The sequence below is a fragment of the Candidimonas humi genome, assembly GCF_019166065.1.
Lineage (GTDB): Bacteria > Pseudomonadota > Gammaproteobacteria > Burkholderiales > Burkholderiaceae_B > Candidimonas > Candidimonas humi.
On record NZ_JAHTBN010000010.1, the window covers coordinates 39,080 to 55,346 of the forward strand.

Sequence of the window (16,267 nt, forward strand, 5' to 3'; positions counted from 1 at the left end):
CCTGGGCTTACATCACTTCTTTCTTGCGATCGTCCGTCTCGCCATAGCGATGCAGCGCGGGCGGCTTCAGGCCGGCATACAGCTTGTCGATGCCGGCGTTGATTTCCTCGCCGTGCTTGTGGAACAAGGAATTGCCGGCGGCATCGCTTTCGACGATGAACGGCCCGAAGTCCTTGACGTCGAACAGCCACATGGCCTGGGCGATGCCCAGCTCGTCCAGCCAGAACACGTCGCGCACGCGCACGATGCCGCGGCCCAGCAGCGCCCCCGTGCCGTAGCCCACGGTGGTCAGGTAGACCGCGCCATGCGGCACCATCACGCGCGCATAGTCCTCGTGCGGCATGCCGCCCTTGCCGATGACGATGCGGGTGCCGGTCATTTCCAGCCAGCGGTCCATCCATTTCGAGAAGCGGAAGCTGGCCGTGGCAGTTACGGCCCCGACCTTGTAGCCCCCTTTGTCGTCGGCCGCGGCCGCCGGCGAGCAATGGAAATTCACGTTGCTGACCGTCTTCAGGTCCACCGGCGGCGCGACGCCGTCGCCGAGTATTTTCTGGTAGACGCCCTCGCGCGCCGTATAGACGGTGCCTGTCATGTAGACGATAGAACCGATCTCCAGGCGCTTGATGTCCTCGTCGCGCGCCGGCAGATCCAGGCGGAAAATCTTCAGATCGTCACTGTCGTTTCGGTCGGCCATTCGACTGTCTCCCTGCGCATGTATGGGGTGAACCACTGCGGATCGTTGCGGTATTCGATTCTGCCGTCGGCGTATACGCGGGCGGTGGACCGGCGCGACGAAAGGCAGAAAGTATGCATGCTGACCGGCATGCCTCCGGTGTGCGTGAAGCCGACTTCGATGTGGCAGTCGACCACCATGGACGAGCCCACGAAACCCATGGCGCCCATGCCTATGGAATTGCCCAGTTGCTTGATTTCCATTTCCAGCTCGGCGATGCGCGGGTCGGGATTGCGGTCGCCCACGACGCGCAGGCATGCCGCCTGCTTGCCCAGCTGCATGCAAGTGTCCTTGGAGCCGCCCACGCCTATGCCGACGATGGCCGGCTGACAGGCCAGGCCGCGCTTGCCGAAGGCGATCAGGCCGTCCAGCACGAAACGCTTGATGCCGTCGAGGCCGTCGCCCGGAAACAGCATGCGGTAATCGGTGCCGAACAGCCCGCCCTTGTGCACCGTGGTGATATCGACCCAGTCGGCGTCGGGCTCGAACGACCATTCGATTTCCGGCGCGTTGATGCCGACGTTGTTGTTGTATTCGTTGCGCCACAGCGGATGCACGCGGTTGGGCCGCAGCGGTATGTCGTGGGTGGCCCGTGCGGTGGCCGAGCGCAGCGCCCGTTCCACCCCGACGAAGCCGCTCTGCACCGACGCCTCGTTGCCCACCTTGACGTAGTAGCGCGGCACGCCGGTGTCGGCGCACATGGGGCGCCTGTCCTTGCTGGCGGCATCCCAGTTGTCCATCATGGTGTGCAGCACGAAACACGCCAACTTGCCTTGTTCCGTCTTGCCCATCTGGCTGATGCCGTTCTTGTAGTCTTCGGGTATGTCGATGGCGGCGCGCGACATGATTTCGTATGCCGCCGCCTCGATAGTGTCTATGTCTATGGCCATAAGCCTTCTCCAGATAAATACTGCGTCTTTCAGGCCGCCGTCGCCGGCTGCGCCGGCGGCGGTGCGCCGGCCTCGTCGTCGATCAGCGACTCGCCCGGCTTGACGATGTCGAAGGACACCGGCACCATTTCCAGGCGCAAGCCGGCGCCTTCTTCCTGTGTGACCCGCGTGTAGCAACTGCCCATCAGGTCGCCCGGTTCAGGGAAATCCTCGCGGTAGTGCGCGCCCCGGCTGTTCTCGCGCGCCTGCGCCGCGGTGGCGATGACCTGGGAGATCGTCACCAGGCTCTCGACATTCAGCCAGTCGTGCCAGCTGAGATTGAAGTGGCGCGCGCCGTCCTTCACACCCACCTGGCTCAGCGCATCCTGGTGCCGGGCCAGTTCCGCCATGCCGGCGTCGATGCTGGCGCCCGTGCGCATCACGCCGACCTGGTCCCACATGGTGCGCGACAAAGCCTCGCGCACCGGCAGGCTGGAACCCGTGGGCCGCGAGAACGGGAATTCGGCGCGCGCGATGCCGGCCTCGATGACGTGCTCGTCGGGGTCGCGCCACGGCGCGCCCTGGCGTACGTAGGCCGCCATGGAGTCGCCGGCGATGCCGCCGAACACTGTGGAATTGGCCACGCCGTTGCCGCCCAGGCGATTGGCGCCGTGCACGCCGCCGCAATCCTCACCCGCCGCGAACAGGCCCGGCGAGGCGGTGGTGCAATCGGCGTTGAATTCCACGCCCCCCATCAGGTAGTGCGCGGTCGGCACCACTTCGACCAGGCCGCCGGCCAGGTCGAAGCCGCAATCGGCGCAGCGCTGCACCATGCCGGGGAAGGTCTTGGCGACTTTCTTCGGCCCCAGGTGGCTCATTTGTATGTACACCCCGCCCATGGGACTGGTGCGTCCGGCCCGCATTTCTGCGTAGATGCCGCGGCTGACCACGTCGCGCGTGGCGCGTTCGGCGCGCGCGTCGTAGTTCGCCATGAAGCGTTCGTGGTTGCCGTTGAGCAAATAGCCGCCGGCGCCGCGCAAGCCCTCTTCCAGCACGGTGCCCGTCATGCGGGTGTCGGGGCCGCCCAGCAGGCCGGTGGGATGGAACTGCACCATTTCCATGTCGCGCAATTGCAGGCCGTAGCGCAAGGCCATGGCCAAGCCGTCGCAGGTCTTTTCCCCCGAAGGGGTGTGGTACAGATACATGGTCGGGCCGGCGCCGGTAGCCAGCAGCACGGCCTTGGCCTGCACGAAGCGATAGCCGCCGCTGCGCATGTCGATGAACAGCACGCCGGATATGCCCGAGCCGTCGCTTGCCGGTATCAGCTCGATCGCCCGGTGCTCTTCCATGCGCCGCACGCCCGCGCCGCGCACCTGTTCCATCAGCCGGTTGATGATCTCGATGCCGGTCAAGTCGGACTTGTGCACCGTGCGGTCGAAGCTCTGGCCGGCGAACGCCTTCTGGTGCAGCGTGCCGTCGGGGTTGCGGTCGAAGAAACAACCGATCTCGTTTTCGAGTTCGCAGACACGCTCGACGGCCCCCACGACCAGGCGCCAGGCCAGGTCCTGGCGCGGCAGCCATTTGCCGCCGACGATGGTGTCCATGAAATGGCGTTCGATGGAATCGCCCTTGGCCAGGGCGACGTTGTAGCCGCCCTGCACCATGCGCGTGCAGCCGCTCTTGCCCATCAGCCCCTTGACGGCAACCGTGACTTCCAGGGTGGGATCGGCCTGCAGCGCGTGCAGCGCGGCGAACAGGCCTGCGCCTCCGGAACCCAGCACCAGGACATCAGTTTTAGTGCGTTCGATTTGCATGTTCAAAATACCCCTATCAGGAACGCCGCGCCCACCACAATGGCCGCCCCGGCGCCCCAACCCACCCAATTGAGCCGCGCGTCGCGCGGTGCGCGCCACGGCAGGAATTCCAGCACCAGCAGGCGCAAGCCGAAGGCCAGATGCAGCGTCAAGAGCAGCACCAGCCCCCATTCGGCCACCTTGACCAGGGGAATGTCGGTGAACACCAGGAAGCTGTCCAGGCGCGCCGCGCCTTCCAGGGCCAGGCCCAGCGCCAGGAAGTGGAATGGCAGGAAAATCGCCAGCAGCAGGCCCGACACGCGGTGCCCGATGAAGGCCCAATAGGCTTTGTGATTGTGTACGGACTTCATGCCAGCCACCCCCCGACGGCAATCACCGCGCGCAAGCCCAGCACCAGCAGCAATACACCGAACAGGGCGCACAGCACGCCGGCCAGGCCGCGCGGCAGGCGCGCCCATTCGATCAGGATGTTGCGCAAGCCGATCGGGGCATGAACGGACACCGCCAGCACGAACAAGCCATAAAAGGCCAGCCAGAACCAGTTGCCCTGGGTGCGATGCAGGATTTCACCGGCGGTCAGGCCGCCGCGCACCGCGTACAGGATCACGCCCAGGTGTATCAGAACGAAGGGGCCCAGGAACATCGCCGTCAGGCGCTGCAGGAGAAACAGCTTGTTTTCCATGGCTTCAGTCCCTCCGGAACAAATCCAGCAGCGCCCGCTTCTTCAGCCCGGCGATGCTGCCCGTCGGGCTCAGGCCCACCGGACAGTGCGTCATGCAGCTGCCCTGCGTATGGCAGGAATTGCAGCCGCCGTCCGCGGTAGCCTGCTTGATCACGCCGCGGATGTCGGCATGCCGCACGTCGTTGACCAGGCTCCAGGCGCGGTTCAGCGCGGCCGGGCCGAGATAGTCCTTGTTCCATTCCACCACGTCGCAGGCGGCATAGCAGATGCCGCAATTGATGCATTCGATGGCGGCATCTGCCAGCTTGCGTTCCTTGCTGGCCGGATCGACGGCGATGGGGCGTTCCTTGCGCGTGGTCTTGCCGATGAAACGACCGCCCGCCTTCAGCCATTTGTCGAAGAATTCGGTCATGTCGACCACGAGGTCCTTGATGCGCGGCATGTTGCGCATCGGCTCGAGCTCGATCACGCCGTCGCGCTCCACGCGGCTGACATGGGTGCGACAGGTCCAGCGCGGCTTGCCGTTGACCGTCATGGCACAGGTTCCGCAGACCCCGACGCGACAGGAAAAACGGTAGGCGAGATCGGGCTCGATGCGGCGCTGGATTTCGGTGACCACGTCGAGCACGGTCTGGTTCTCGCGCCAGGGCACTTCATAAGTAGCGAAGCTCCCCTCGTCGGCGCCGCGCCAGACCCTGACCTTCAGCGCCTTGTGCTGGGCGGCGGCCTGCTCCGGCCCATGTCCGGAAGGGGATACTGATTCCTTGCTCTCCATTTCATCCTCTCAGATTGAAACTGCCGGCCCATGGCCGGGCCTGCCCGCGGCCGGGGCCTCCGGCCGCCCCGCGATACGAAACTAGTGAGGCCCGCGCGGCGTGGCGCCTTGCATTGCGTACACGGGCGCTGCCTGGCCGTTCATCTCTATATTGATGCAGGCGGCCGTACCCGCCGACCGCGCCTCGGCCAGGGCCTGCTGCAACTGTCCGGGCGCGGTGACATGGGCCCCGTGCACACCCAGGCCGGCCGCAGCCAGGTCGTAGCGCACCGACGGACTGAGGCTGCAGCCGATCAGCCGTTGCGGCCCGTACTCGCGCATCTGGATGACATGCTCGGCATTCCAGCGCGAATCATTGCCCACTACGGCCAGGAAGCGCGCATTGGCCCGCAGCGCGGTCTCGAATTCGGCGAAATGAAAGCCCACCGTGCCGTCGCCCATCAATGCCACCACCGTGGCCTGCGGGCGCGCGATGCTCGCGGCAATGGCATAACACAGGCCGCCGCCTATGGCGCCCGAAATGCCGTTGATCACACGTGTGGGCGCGCGACAGAAGGCCTGCGCCCATTGGCCGAACTCGCCGCCGTCGCAAATCAGGATGGGGTCTTCGGCCGCGTCCAGCACCTGCTGCACGGCGGCGCATATCTCGGTCGGCAGCGCGGGCGTCGTTCCGTCCGCGGCCGCATGGGCCGGCTGGACGCTGCCGGCCTTCAAGTCGCGCAGGGCCAGGGCGGCCGCCACTTCGTCCAGCCATGCGCCCCGGTCCGCAGGGCGCGAAGCCTGGCACAAGGCGTCCAGCGTCGCATCAGCATCCGCGACCACGGCTCGCTGCAGGCGCTTGTCGAGCAAACCCCTGGAGCGATCGACCAGGTGCGCTTCCGGATCCACCACGATGGCCTGCGCCTCGGGGTTCCACGCGGGCGTGCGGCCAAAACCGAGAGTGAAATCCAGGGGCTTGCCCAGCAACACCACCAGATCGGCACGCGCCAGCACGTCGGCAAAGCCGCCCAGGGCGGGATCGCGCAGGCCGCGCGGGCTTTCCATGGGGATGACGGGCGCGCCGAGCGCCCGGCGCGCCGCTTCCAGCCGCTGCCCGGCGCGGGTCGCGTTGTGCATGGGCCCCACCAGGACCAGCGGCCGGCTGGCCTGCGCAAGCCGCGCCGCGATGGCCTCGACATCGGCCCGCGGCGGCTCGATACGGTGGCGCACCGGCTTGGCGGCGGCCACAATCTGCTCGGCCGGCACTTGCTGCTGCAATAAATCGAAGGGCAGTGCCACATGCACCGGCCCCGGACGGCCAGAGATCGCTACCGTGATCGCCGCGCTGACATCCTTGTCCAGTTCCGCCGCCAGGCGAGGCCGCAAAGCGGCCTTGACCAGGGGCGCGGTGATTTGCGTCTGCGCCAGTTCCTGGAATGCGCCCATGCCATCCGCGCCCAGGGGCGAATCGCCAGAAAGCAGCAGCACAGGGCTTTCCGCGCTACGCGCCGAAAACAGCGGCGACAGGCCGTTGGTCAGGCCCGGCGCCGCAGTAAGCAGGGCCACGCCCGGACCGCCGGTCAGTTGCGCCCAGGCATCGGCCATGTGCACCGCGGCCGCTTCGTGACGCACGTGCACGATGCGTATGCCGGCGTCGATACAGGCATCGTAGATCGGCATGATCTGGTTGCCCGACAGGCTGAAGATCGTTTTGACACCGGCGCGCACCAGGGCGTCGGTGACGAGAGAGGCTCCTGAACGGGCAGACATGCGGACGGACTCCATTTCGCGGCGCTCGGGCGTGGCGCCATAAATGACCCTGTGGGCGGTATGAAAATTAGTATATTTGTGGTTTTTATTTGAATCAAGTTTTTTTTACTACAGTTTTTTTGATTTTATTGAAATCATCGCGGAACTCGATTTCGCCCCTATGGACGAGGCTGGACCGAGCGCCTAAAACCCATGCCGCCATAAAGAGTTTCTTGCGCTCAAGGCGAAAAATACTCGCTTTACCTCGCGATTCGATCCCCTATATCCTGAAAAAAACATCCAGCTAGCCGCAGCCCGCAGTCCGCAGCAGCATCGGGACGGCGACACAACATCACGCAACGGAGACATGCATGTCCAGAGCCGCAAGCGTCATATCGTCCCTTTTTTCCGCCCTGCTCAAACGCCGCCATTCGTCCGGCGCCTGTAGGCCCCGGCCCCTCGTGCGCCCGCTTGCCTGCGCCGCGCTCGCGCTGTCTGCCTGTATGGCCGGCGCCTCTGCCTCGGCTGCGCCCTGGCCCGACAGGCCCGTATATTTGGTCGTGCCCTTCGTCGCCGGCGGGGCCACGGACAACATTGGACGCGCCCTCGCCATGCGCCTGGGCTCCATCTGGAAACAAAGCGTGGTGGTGGTGAACAAACCGGGCGCCGCCGGCATGATCGGCGCCGAATACGTGTCGCGCGCCGACGCCGACGGCTACACCCTGCTGCTGGCTTCGGGCTCGATGTTTACAGTCAACCCGTATATTTATACGCACCTGCCGTACAAGCTGGCGGACTTCGCGCCCATCAGCAATGTCGCCACCGGCCCCATGCTGGTGGCAGTGCGCCCCAGCCTGCCCGTCAAGACCCTGCAGCAACTGATCGACTACGCGAAGCAGCACCCCGGCAAGGTCAACTTCGGCTCAGCCGGCGTCGGCAGCCAGGTGCACATGGCCGCCGAGAAACTCGCCGCGGCGGCAAACCTCAACGTCATGCACGTTCCCTACAAGGGCGAGGCCGCGGCCTACGCCGATCTCATGGCCGGCCATATCGATTTCGTCGTCGGCAATATCGCCGCGTTGGCGCCACTGGTGGCCAGCGGGCGCATCCGCGCACTGGCGGTAACCGACAAAGTCCGCGCCAAGATGCTGCCCAATGTGCCGACCGTCGCCGAGGCCGGCTACCCGCAACTGCAGGTCCATGGCTGGTTCGGACTGCTGGCGCCGGCAAAAACGCCGGCCGCCGTGGTGCAGTCCATCCAGCGCGATGTCGCCAAGGCCCTGGCCAACCCCGACACCGTGCGCAATCTCGAGGCTCAGGGCTGCACCCCGGCGCCGACCACCCCGCAACAACTGACGCAATTGATAAAGACCGAATCGGTAATGTGGAGCAAAGTTGTCCACGACCGTAAACTAAAGGCCAATTGAGCATGGCCCCATAATCACTCTAAATACCAAGAAGTAAAACCGGCGCCGTTCAACGCGGCGCCTTTGTCGCTTCTAAAACCCAAAGGAGGTTTTCCATGCATCAACGTCACCGCGCCATCGCGCCCGGCATGCTCGCCGCCGCCACCCTGGCCTGCGCGTTCGCAGGAACCGCGCAAGCCGCGGCCCCCTACCCCACGCACCCCATCACCATCGTCATCCCGTTCAGCGCCGGCGGAGACTCCGACCTGGCGGCGCGCAACCTGGCCTCGCATGTGTCCAAATACGTGGGCGCGGCCATGGTGCCGCTGAACAAGGCCGGGGCCAACGGCGCCATCGGCTCCCAGTTCGCCCATGACGCCTCGCCCGACGGCTACACGCTGCTGCTGGCGCGCGTAGGGTCTCAGGCCGTGTTGCCCGCGCTGCAGAAAAGTCTCACCTACCGCTGGAACGACTTCACCTTCCTGGGCCTGCTGGATCTGAACCCCATGGCTTGCGTGGTCAATGCCAAGTCGCCCTATCACAAGCTGTCCGACCTGGTGGCAGACATCAAGGCCCACCCCGGCAAGCTGAACTACAGCACCTCCGGGCCCGCCACGGTACTGAACCTGGCGGCGCAAACCCTGCTTTCGGCCGCCGGGCTGCCCAAGACCGCCGCCACGCAGATCCCCTACAAGGGCGGCGGCGACGCCACGACCGCGGTCATCGCGGGCCAGGTCGACTTCAGTTGCAACAACCTCACGTCGCTGGTCGGCCCCATACAAGGCGGCCGCCTGCGCGCCCTGGTCACCACCTCGCCGCAACGCCTGCGCGACCTGCCGGACGTGCCCACGGCACGGGAAGTGCACTACCCTCAACTGGAGTCGGTCAACGGCTGGAGCGCGCTCTACGGCCCGCCCGGACTGCCGCAGCAAGTGCAGAAGAAATGGACGCAAGCCCTGACCGACCTGAGCAAGGACAAGTCCTGGATCCAGGCCGAAGAGCGCCTGGGCTCCGTACCCCATGTGCTGTCGGCCCAAGCCACGCATAAATATGTCGCAGACCAGTATGCGTTCTACTCGCAGCTCGGCAAGAAGCTGGGGCTGGAGCTGAAGTAGGCACTGTTTTAGTAAGACGTACGCGAGAGCCGCCTGCTGAAGAGGGCTGGCGCTCGCGGTTCATGTGACCAGACGCGCGCGCCACCCCTTGATTTCCGGAACTTTGAGAATTGCCGCATGCAGGTCTTGGCTCAATGCTGCTGGAACAAGGTGATGACACGACCCTTTAGCCGGGCTATATCAACTATTGAAACCCGCATCGGCTGCACATTTCCGGGACCTATCTATCCCTGAGCTTGATATTGATGCGAGCCATATTTTATGGGTCGCATCAGCTAACAGCCTCGACTCAATCCCAGCGCCCATCCTATCCAGGCTAGCGGTCTTCGAGATCCCTGAACCCAGCCGTAATGAAGTGGCGGCAATCGCTCGCCGCATATACCGTCTGATGCTCCAGGGGAGGCACTGGGGCAATGCATTCGCCCCGGAGCTTAGCGACCGAGCGGTGCAGCGCCTGAACGATCTTCCGCCCCGCACAATCAGGAAGACTCTGGAACAGACTCTTGGCAATGCCGCCATCGATGACAGGCACGATGTCACGGTCGGGGATATCGACGCCGCCCTGGGCTCGGACCGGCGCCACACATCGTGCGGCATTGGGTTTTTGTCAGGTCCGAGGCCCTAGTCAGTCGTACATCCGATAGCTGCCATCAACATACGATGGGTACTCACCCGATGGCGGCTTCGGGAACGGTGAGCAGTTCTTCACTCCCGTAGTCACGGCTCTGTCGAATCCCGACACTCCGGAAGACCTCTTGATCTCAACGTTTTCGACCATCCCGTGCGAGTCCAGGGTAGCCCTGTAGGTAACCGCTGGGTTTTCACTAGTGCGAGGCGGCACTGGATATGCGACACGCGGGCGGATGCAAGCCCTCACTTTCGTGGCATAGCTCATCATATCGCCCTTATTGGATGGCATGGTCGGCATGGTCGGCGCGGCTGGCGCAGGCGGCGCTGTGTGCCGTTTCTTTGGACTCGTATGCCGTTGTTTCCGGATGGCTTCGCCCCTTGCTTCCAGGCCATGCAGAGCCGCTTGGTACTGGTCAAGGTCGCTTTCGGTGTATCGGGCTACTCCGTCAGCAACGGCCAGCGCAATGACTTTATGTCCTGACGCGCCGTCAATGGTTCCGGATAGGCTGGACGAACGGACGAACAGGCCGGCAATGATGGTGATAGCACGCCCGTCAATGACCCCCGTAATAGCGACACTCTCTCTCGAAATAGATCCGTCCGATTGCAGCTTATTCCGCGTTATGGTGCCTCGCAGGCCGCCGTCATTCTTGGCGGTGATCTGCAGCAGTTGAACCACATCCGCACCTTGCCTGAGATAAGCCCCAGAAACGGGATTGGCAACAGTGTTGCCAGCCCACGTGATGGCGGCAATGCACCACACAAAACGCCACAGGATGCTCATCTGCCTTGTCCTTGATGCATGATGTCCACCTAAAATGGTGGACACTATCGGAAGCACCCCGGACGGCTCAAGATGGGTTTATCGGGGGCTTATTATTCGAGAATCGCCCTAACTAGCACAAGTCAATGACTAGTCGGCAATTTCACGGCCTTGGCTATATCAGCAATGGTTTGCGCCATTTTCCCCAATTCCGAAGTTGGGGACACAGCGAGTGAGTGTCTCTCGTATATTCGGCCTGGCGGATTGAGGATCTGAGTAAGTGTGGCGTCACACAGCGCCTTCAACGGTTCATTATTAGCAGCGGAGCCGCCGACAATCTGCATCTGCTCCTGAAATCCTTGGAATGAAGAGGCCACGGAAACCTTGAAACCATAGTCTTCTTCCAATCGCTTTGCCAAGGCAGCTTCACGACTGGCATGCATTGCCAACCAAACGAGCGCTGCAGCCACGGGGACACGCGACAGCCAGAACATAACCATCTGGCCGTTTGTGGCCGACGCATGCTGGTAGACCTCAATGAGGCTCCAAGTTGAGGCCGCTATAAGGACTATTACGGTGAGCACAAAGATCAATTGCCAATGTTTACCAGGGTTCAAAAAGGTTTGGCGGCGCTTGTCGAAAGCCGATGCGAGCCCGGCACTTGTCGCTCCCGGAAGTAGCTTCTTTATCTCCTCCAGTTGCTCGTCGCACTGGGCACTGAGTTCCTTGAGCTTCGCCTCATAATCCTTGACGCGCTGATCCACAGTCTCTGCGACATCAGCCAAACCCTTCGCGGTTTCAGCGGAAGCCTTCGCGACGCCAAGGGCGTCTTCAATTGCTTTGGCGTTCACGTCTGCTGTCGCTTTGACATTCAGAATATCCGCATTGGTCTGCGAGGCAGAGTCCTTGAGGCCATCCACGCTCTGCTTCGCCGCATCCACTGCGCCTTGTGACTGTTGGGCAGTGGCAAGTATCGTCTCCAGCTCCCCCCGAATTTCCGCAGCTCTGGCTTGCGCCTCACCGGCTTGCCCCGCGTGTGTTTGGGCTGACATCCGGTTAGCCTCAACCTCCGCGGTCGCTGTAGCAAGTTTCGGCGCTACTTCTGCGGTTTGCCCGAGCACCGCCTTGGCTTCCGCGAGTAGCTCGTTAAGCTTATCAACTACCTCCTTCGCCTTACTCTCGGCCTCCTGCACCTTTGTCTGAGCTGCTTGTGCCTCAGCAACAAGCGCCGAAAATTGCTCTTGCGTCATCCCCTGACTTGCCCTCGGCTCCTCTCCTTCAACCGATTGGCCTGAATTAGCCGCCGACTCGTTGCTCACCTTGACCTACCTCCGTATGTCAGTCTTGTATTCTGGTAGTACAACTGCTAGCACTTTGGCGGCGATTTCCGGGCGGGCCGGTTGTGCTCTTTTTCCGTCGCCGTTAGGTGCTGCTCGGCATACCTTTTGGTGACGAACCTCCCCGTGCTTGCATCGCGATAGTTGGGTGGGCTTTTCTTGTTTGTCATTGCCAGTTCTCCCCCATCTGAGTTAGGCATCCGTCGATTCGCGGCGCTGAATAAAATTTGAAACAATTGTAAACCTTCTCAAATAAGGGGGGATAGATATCGAAAACGATTATGTCCCTAGACGTGGTGTAACTGGGGCCATCGGCGAGATCCGGGTTGAGGGTTTGGGTTGCATACCTGGCCCGACCTGAGGAACCACCGACGACCAGTGACACGATGTAACTACAGGGGCTGCTTGAGAAGAGTGCCGATGCCGACGTGTTGCACGAGATGATCAACACAAAAGGAAGCGGCCAAGGTTCGAACAACAGTATAGAAAGGGCTGAAGACTTCGTCATTCCGGCCGTTGCGGGCCGACCCCTTCGGGGTACTGCCATCGGGGAGGAGGTGACCACCTTCCCCTCCCCGCTAGCCCACCGCCCTGGGGCGGTCGGGCCGCAGGCCCGGGTGGGGTTTCCTGGAATCCCAGGAATCTCCCATTTCGAGCCTGGCGCTCGCCAGGCTACAGGCGCTCGCCGCGCGGCCGGAATCGCGGGCAATTGAGCACTGCTAAACACCGCAGTCATCGTCAGCCCGCCGCCGAAATCACCGACACGTACCACTCCACTCCCGCACTGCACAGGGCTTTCGCGGCATAAACCGCTCGCATCCGCTCCCTATTTATTCCACGTCCCTGTTCCGTTCGTCGCTGCATGGTCCATGACGGCACGGCGACGGACTCACGAAGACAGCAGCAGCGAAGACAAGAGCTTACCCGCGATCCAGAAATTCAACGATCCGGCTCTAGATCTTCAAAGCCAGCAGCGGTTTTAAAACAACCAAGGAGCGGAAAACATGAATACCCAACAGCAAATGACACTATGTGAAAGCCTCCCCGACAACAGCTACAGCACATTAATGGTCCAGGATGTGATGGGCACGTACCAGCCCGCAAGCCATGAAGCCATCATCGAAGCAGCACAAGGGATCCTGCGCGAGCAGATGCGCCACGCCGGGCTCGAAATGACGAATCCGAAGGTGGTCAAAGCCTACCTGCAGTGCAGGATGGCGAGACTCGACCACGAAGTGTGCTGGGTTTTGTTCCTGGATAGCCAGTATCGCTTAATCGAGGATCAACAGATGTTCCGTCGCACCCTCAGCCAAGCCTCGGTGTACCCGCGCGAGATCGTCAAGGAGTCTTTACGGCTCAATGCTGCAGCTATCATAATGAGCCACAACCACCCCAGCGGATGCAAGGAAGCCAGCCGCGCGGATATCGCGCTGACAAAGCACCTGAAGCAGGCCCTGGCCCTGGTCGATGTCAACTTGCTGGACCATATCATCGTCGCGGGAGACTCCACGGTATCGCTCGCTGAAAGCGGCCTGGTCTAACCCGTGCCGGGGCGCCCCCTGGCGGGCGCCGTGTCTAAATGCCGGCATGCCGCATATCGTCAATCAGTTTCGATAGAGAGGCCGCAACGCCATTGATGGCAGTATCAATTGCCCCCGCCGGTATTGATGTATTCAATCGCATTAAGTAGTGCGATATAAGCCTTTTAGGCTGATCTTCCGGCGGATCCTCGCAGACGATACGCACGTATTCCATTCCACGCCCGTCAGCAAGACCCTGAGTCAACCTGACGGCATACTCCCCAGCAACCACCTGCCCATTGGTTATACGCTCCATTTGCACGCCGTAGGCCATGGCGGCATGCTGCGCGGTTGTCGCCATCAACTTCGTATGGTTTTTCCTTCGCATACCCACAAAGGCGGTTGTCACTGCTATTGCAACCAACGGGAACTCTGACCGCATCACCGCCACATCAACATCGGCCGCATCCATATGCTGGCGCACGGACTTGTAAAAGCCACTTCCAAAAGCGACAACGGCGTTAGCCAGCGCACGCTCGTCAACTTTCCTGAATAGCCCGAACATCACTTAGCCTTGGTCGGCGAGAGTTTGGTTGCCGCATACAAGGCCAGCACGCTAACTATTAGCTCAGCAAGATACATCTCCTGCGAGTGCGCTATGTAGTACGAAACGCTCTTAAATGGCAAATAGAAGGCAACAATAAACCAAGTGATCAAGAGCGCTATTAGGGACCTCACAAACCCAGGCGGCGGCTTTAGAAAGAATGTGGACACAAGCCGAACAATCAGAAAGACGATTACCGTACTAACAAGACAAAAGGCTGCAGATCCTGACAGCATGGTTAACTGGAAGCTGCTCATTGTTCTTCTCTTTCCCGTGTGACGATAAGAGCCCTTATATTACATTTTGGAGCAAAGCACACCCCGAGCACTTGGCCCAGGCCGAGTAGCTGCTATCAGGGGTATTCCGGGGGTACAGAAGAAATTCAACGCAAAAAATACGCAAGGGCTTACGTAATTTCTTACGTAAGCCCTTGACTTATTTGGTCGGGGCGGCGGGATTCGAACTCGCGACCCTCTGCTCCCAAAGCAGATGCGCTACCAGGCTGCGCTACGCCCCGAAAAGAAGCAGCATCATAGCAGATCGCAGGCTGGGCGCCGCGGCCGTGCCGCCATACGCGCGATAGAGACAGCAGTCACAAAAAGCCGCCATTGCCGCCGGGCGGGCGCCGGCGGCGCCCGCCCTCGTCCCGCCTATTGAGGACTGGCCCCCGTGAACTTCACGATTTGCGCGTAGCGCTTGATATCGGCCGTCACAAAGCGCGAGAGTTCGTCGGGCGCCATCGTGACGACGGCGCCTCCCTCGGGAACGATGAGCTGCCCGAACGAGGCATGATGCGCGCCCTCGACCACGGCACGATTGAGCTGTTCGATTCTGGCGCGCGGCACGCCGGCGGGCGCGAACATGCCGAACCAGGCCTTGGACGAAAAATCCTTGAGCGTGGCGCCGATGGGCGGCACGCCCGGGAATTGCGGCATGGGCTGCTCGCTGGTGACACCCAGATATTTGAGGCGGCCGGAATTCAGGAACGGCATGACATTGGCCGCGGTGGCGAACATCAGGTCGACCTGCCCGCCCAGCAGTGCCTGCAGGGCGGGTGTCGTGCCATTGAAAGGCACGTTCAGGCCCTTGATGCCGGCCTGCATTTCGAAGCTGGCGGTGGCCATGTGCACCGACGAACCTACCCCGCCTATGGCGAAGGAGTATTTGTCCGGGGCCGCCTTGGACAAGCGGATCGCCTCGGCCACGGTGCTGGCCGGAAAATCCTTGCGCGCCACCAGCACGGCGGGTACTTCGGCCAGCATGCTGATCGGGCTGAAGTCTTTTTCCGGATTGAAGGGCAGGTGCTTGTACAGGCTGGGGTTGACCGAGAAGCTGCTGTAGCTCACCAGCAAGGTATTGCCGTCCTTGGCGGAACGCGCCACGTATTCTGCGGCGATGTTGCCGCCCGCGCCCGGCTTGTTTTCCACGATGACCGGCTGCTTCAGCAGCGGCGCCATTTCCTTGGCTATGCCACGCGCCAGCCGGTCGGTATCGCCTCCGGGCGAAGCCCCGACCACCAGAAGCACGGGGTTGGAGGCGGCGAACGCGATACCGGACGTAGGCAGGGCCAGCGCCAGCATTGCTCCAAATATGCCCAGTCGCAGGGTCTTCTTGCTCAATCTCATTTGCTTGTCTCCAGGGTTGTAGAGTCTTGCCATTTGCTCGTTGAATGAAAGACTTAATCCGGTGCGTGCAGCGCCGCCCAGGGCCGGGCCGCCACGTCCCTTGCCAGCCAGGCGGCGATCTCGACTTCGTAGCTGCGCGTGATGTCTATATCGTCCCAGCCATTGAGAAGCTTGACGCGCCATACCGGATCGATACGGAATTCGAAGACTTGCCCCTGCGCGCTGACCGTGCACGCATTCAAGTCCACAGCCATCGTCACGCCGCCCGGCGCGGCGATGGCGAGCAAGGCTTCGATGTCGTCTTCACCCAGGCGGGCCGGCAGCAAGCCGTTGTTGACTGCATTCGAGGCGAAGATGTCGCCGAAGGACGGGGCCAGCACGCAGCGTATGCCCTGGTCGACCAGGGCATAGACGGCGGCTTCGCGCGAAGAGCCGCTGCCGAAGTTGCGCCTGGCCACGAGAATGCGGGCACCTCGGTTGCGCGGGTCGTTCAGCGGAAAGTCTGTATCGAGTTCGCCGTCCGCATGGCGGCGCAACTCGTGGAACAGGAAATTCTGATAGCCGACCGAGCGCGGCTGCTTCATATATCGGGCAGGGAAAATCTGGTCCGTGTCGATGTTGATGAAGGGCAGCGCGCAGGCTGTAGATTCCAATGTGGTCAAAGGC

General features: G+C 62.2%; 15 protein-coding genes and 1 tRNA gene. 3 read left to right on the forward strand and 13 right to left on the reverse strand.

All coding sequences use genetic code 11. The features are described from left to right. Window positions 1-7: 7 nt before the first annotated feature. From KVP10_RS17900 to KVP10_RS17930, 7 genes are all read right to left on the reverse strand, one after another. Window positions 8-694 carry a fumarate hydratase C-terminal domain-containing protein gene (locus KVP10_RS17900; RefSeq protein WP_217966101.1) on the reverse strand — a complete coding sequence of 229 codons (687 nt, stop codon included), beginning with the start codon at window positions 692-694 and terminating at the stop codon, window positions 8-10. After that, entirely contained in the window at window positions 664-1,623 is a 960-nt protein-coding gene (locus KVP10_RS17905; protein WP_217966102.1) for a fumarate hydratase, read from the reverse strand. The genes KVP10_RS17900 and KVP10_RS17905 overlap by 31 nt, the downstream gene beginning before the upstream one ends. A 29-nt stretch (window positions 1,624-1,652) precedes the next feature. Further along, window positions 1,653-3,416: an L-aspartate oxidase gene (locus tag KVP10_RS17910; RefSeq protein ID WP_217966103.1), complete on the reverse strand. Its 1,764-nt coding sequence runs from the start codon at window positions 3,414-3,416 to the stop codon at window positions 1,653-1,655. A 2-nt stretch (window positions 3,417-3,418) separates the two neighbouring features. Then, window positions 3,419-3,766 (reverse strand): succinate dehydrogenase/fumarate reductase transmembrane subunit, encoded by a 348-nt coding sequence (locus KVP10_RS17915; protein ID WP_217966104.1) that lies wholly within the window; start codon window positions 3,764-3,766, stop codon window positions 3,419-3,421. Continuing rightward, the gene (locus tag KVP10_RS17920; protein ID WP_217966105.1) at window positions 3,763-4,098 is read right to left on the reverse strand and encodes a succinate dehydrogenase/fumarate reductase transmembrane subunit; all 336 of its coding nucleotides are present in this window, start codon (window positions 4,096-4,098) and stop codon (window positions 3,763-3,765) included. Before KVP10_RS17920 ends, KVP10_RS17915 begins: the two co-directional genes overlap by 4 nt. Window positions 4,099-4,102: 4 nt before the next feature. After that, on the reverse strand, window positions 4,103-4,873 hold the full coding sequence (locus KVP10_RS17925) for a succinate dehydrogenase/fumarate reductase iron-sulfur subunit (RefSeq protein WP_217966106.1): 771 nt from the start codon (window positions 4,871-4,873) through the stop codon (window positions 4,103-4,105). A gap of 81 nt (window positions 4,874-4,954) precedes the next feature. Further along, window positions 4,955-6,622, reverse strand: a complete 1,668-nt coding sequence (locus KVP10_RS17930) for a thiamine pyrophosphate-binding protein (protein WP_217966107.1) — start codon at window positions 6,620-6,622, stop codon at window positions 4,955-4,957. 539 nt (window positions 6,623-7,161) lie between these two features. On the opposite strand from KVP10_RS17930, the gene KVP10_RS17935 reads away from it, so the two are divergent. Both KVP10_RS17935 and KVP10_RS17940 read left to right on the forward strand, forming a co-directional pair. Next, on the forward strand, window positions 7,162-8,028 hold the full coding sequence (locus tag KVP10_RS17935; protein WP_343218765.1) for a tripartite tricarboxylate transporter substrate binding protein: 867 nt from the start codon (window positions 7,162-7,164) through the stop codon (window positions 8,026-8,028). Between the two features lie 95 nt (window positions 8,029-8,123). Next, window positions 8,124-9,122: a tripartite tricarboxylate transporter substrate binding protein gene (locus KVP10_RS17940; protein WP_246600816.1), complete on the forward strand. Its 999-nt coding sequence runs from the start codon at window positions 8,124-8,126 to the stop codon at window positions 9,120-9,122. A gap of 625 nt (window positions 9,123-9,747) precedes the next feature. Here the strand turns inward: KVP10_RS17940 and KVP10_RS17945 are convergent. Continuing rightward, the gene (locus tag KVP10_RS17945) at window positions 9,748-10,536 is read right to left on the reverse strand and encodes an energy transducer TonB (protein WP_217966109.1); all 789 of its coding nucleotides are present in this window, start codon (window positions 10,534-10,536) and stop codon (window positions 9,748-9,750) included. 122 nt (window positions 10,537-10,658) lie between these two features. Then, window positions 10,659-11,765 carry a coiled-coil domain-containing protein gene (locus KVP10_RS17950; protein ID WP_217966110.1) on the reverse strand — a complete coding sequence of 369 codons (1,107 nt, stop codon included), beginning with the start codon at window positions 11,763-11,765 and terminating at the stop codon, window positions 10,659-10,661. A 1,091-nt stretch (window positions 11,766-12,856) separates the two neighbouring features. Between KVP10_RS17950 and KVP10_RS17955 the strand changes: the two genes are divergently transcribed. Then, window positions 12,857-13,393 carry a JAB domain-containing protein gene (locus KVP10_RS17955; RefSeq protein WP_246600817.1) on the forward strand — a complete coding sequence of 179 codons (537 nt, stop codon included), beginning with the start codon at window positions 12,857-12,859 and terminating at the stop codon, window positions 13,391-13,393. A gap of 34 nt (window positions 13,394-13,427) precedes the next feature. On the opposite strand, the gene KVP10_RS17960 is transcribed toward KVP10_RS17955, so the two are convergent. The 4 genes from KVP10_RS17960 to leuD all read right to left on the reverse strand — a co-directional run bounded on the left by KVP10_RS17960 (window position 13,428) and on the right by leuD (window position 16,263). Beyond that, complete coding sequence (locus KVP10_RS17960; RefSeq protein WP_217966111.1) at window positions 13,428-13,937, reverse strand: hypothetical protein; 510 nt, start codon at window positions 13,935-13,937, stop codon at window positions 13,428-13,430. A gap of 479 nt (window positions 13,938-14,416) precedes the next feature. Further along, window positions 14,417-14,493 (reverse strand) — tRNA-Pro (locus KVP10_RS17965). Window positions 14,494-14,626: 133 nt separating this feature from the next. Next, window positions 14,627-15,601, reverse strand: a complete 975-nt coding sequence (locus tag KVP10_RS17970) for a Bug family tripartite tricarboxylate transporter substrate binding protein (RefSeq protein WP_217966112.1) — start codon at window positions 15,599-15,601, stop codon at window positions 14,627-14,629. Window positions 15,602-15,654: 53 nt separating this feature from the next. After that, window positions 15,655-16,263: a 3-isopropylmalate dehydratase small subunit gene (gene leuD, locus KVP10_RS17975; protein WP_217966113.1), complete on the reverse strand. Its 609-nt coding sequence runs from the start codon at window positions 16,261-16,263 to the stop codon at window positions 15,655-15,657. Between the last annotated feature and the right edge of the window lie 4 nt (window positions 16,264-16,267).

Coding starts and splice junctions, on each gene's coding strand:
- KVP10_RS17900 (WP_217966101.1), bottom strand. CDS start 694: ATGGCCGACCGAAACGACAGTGACGATCTGAAGATTTTCCGCCTGGAT.
- KVP10_RS17905 (WP_217966102.1), bottom strand. CDS start 1,623: ATGGCCATAGACATAGACACTATCGAGGCGGCGGCATACGAAATCATG.
- KVP10_RS17910 (WP_217966103.1), bottom strand. CDS start 3,416: ATGCAAATCGAACGCACTAAAACTGATGTCCTGGTGCTGGGTTCCGGA.
- KVP10_RS17915 (WP_217966104.1), bottom strand. CDS start 3,766: ATGAAGTCCGTACACAATCACAAAGCCTATTGGGCCTTCATCGGGCAC.
- KVP10_RS17920 (WP_217966105.1), bottom strand. CDS start 4,098: ATGGAAAACAAGCTGTTTCTCCTGCAGCGCCTGACGGCGATGTTCCTG.
- KVP10_RS17925 (WP_217966106.1), bottom strand. CDS start 4,873: ATGGAGAGCAAGGAATCAGTATCCCCTTCCGGACATGGGCCGGAGCAG.
- KVP10_RS17930 (WP_217966107.1), bottom strand. CDS start 6,622: ATGTCTGCCCGTTCAGGAGCCTCTCTCGTCACCGACGCCCTGGTGCGC.
- KVP10_RS17940 (WP_246600816.1), top strand. CDS start 8,124: ATGCATCAACGTCACCGCGCCATCGCGCCCGGCATGCTCGCCGCCGCC.
- KVP10_RS17945 (WP_217966109.1), bottom strand. CDS start 10,536: ATGAGCATCCTGTGGCGTTTTGTGTGGTGCATTGCCGCCATCACGTGG.
- KVP10_RS17950 (WP_217966110.1), bottom strand. CDS start 11,765: ATGACGCAAGAGCAATTTTCGGCGCTTGTTGCTGAGGCACAAGCAGCT.
- KVP10_RS17955 (WP_246600817.1), top strand. CDS start 12,857: ATGAATACCCAACAGCAAATGACACTATGTGAAAGCCTCCCCGACAAC.
- KVP10_RS17960 (WP_217966111.1), bottom strand. CDS start 13,937: ATGTTCGGGCTATTCAGGAAAGTTGACGAGCGTGCGCTGGCTAACGCC.
- KVP10_RS17970 (WP_217966112.1), bottom strand. CDS start 15,601: ATGAGATTGAGCAAGAAGACCCTGCGACTGGGCATATTTGGAGCAATG.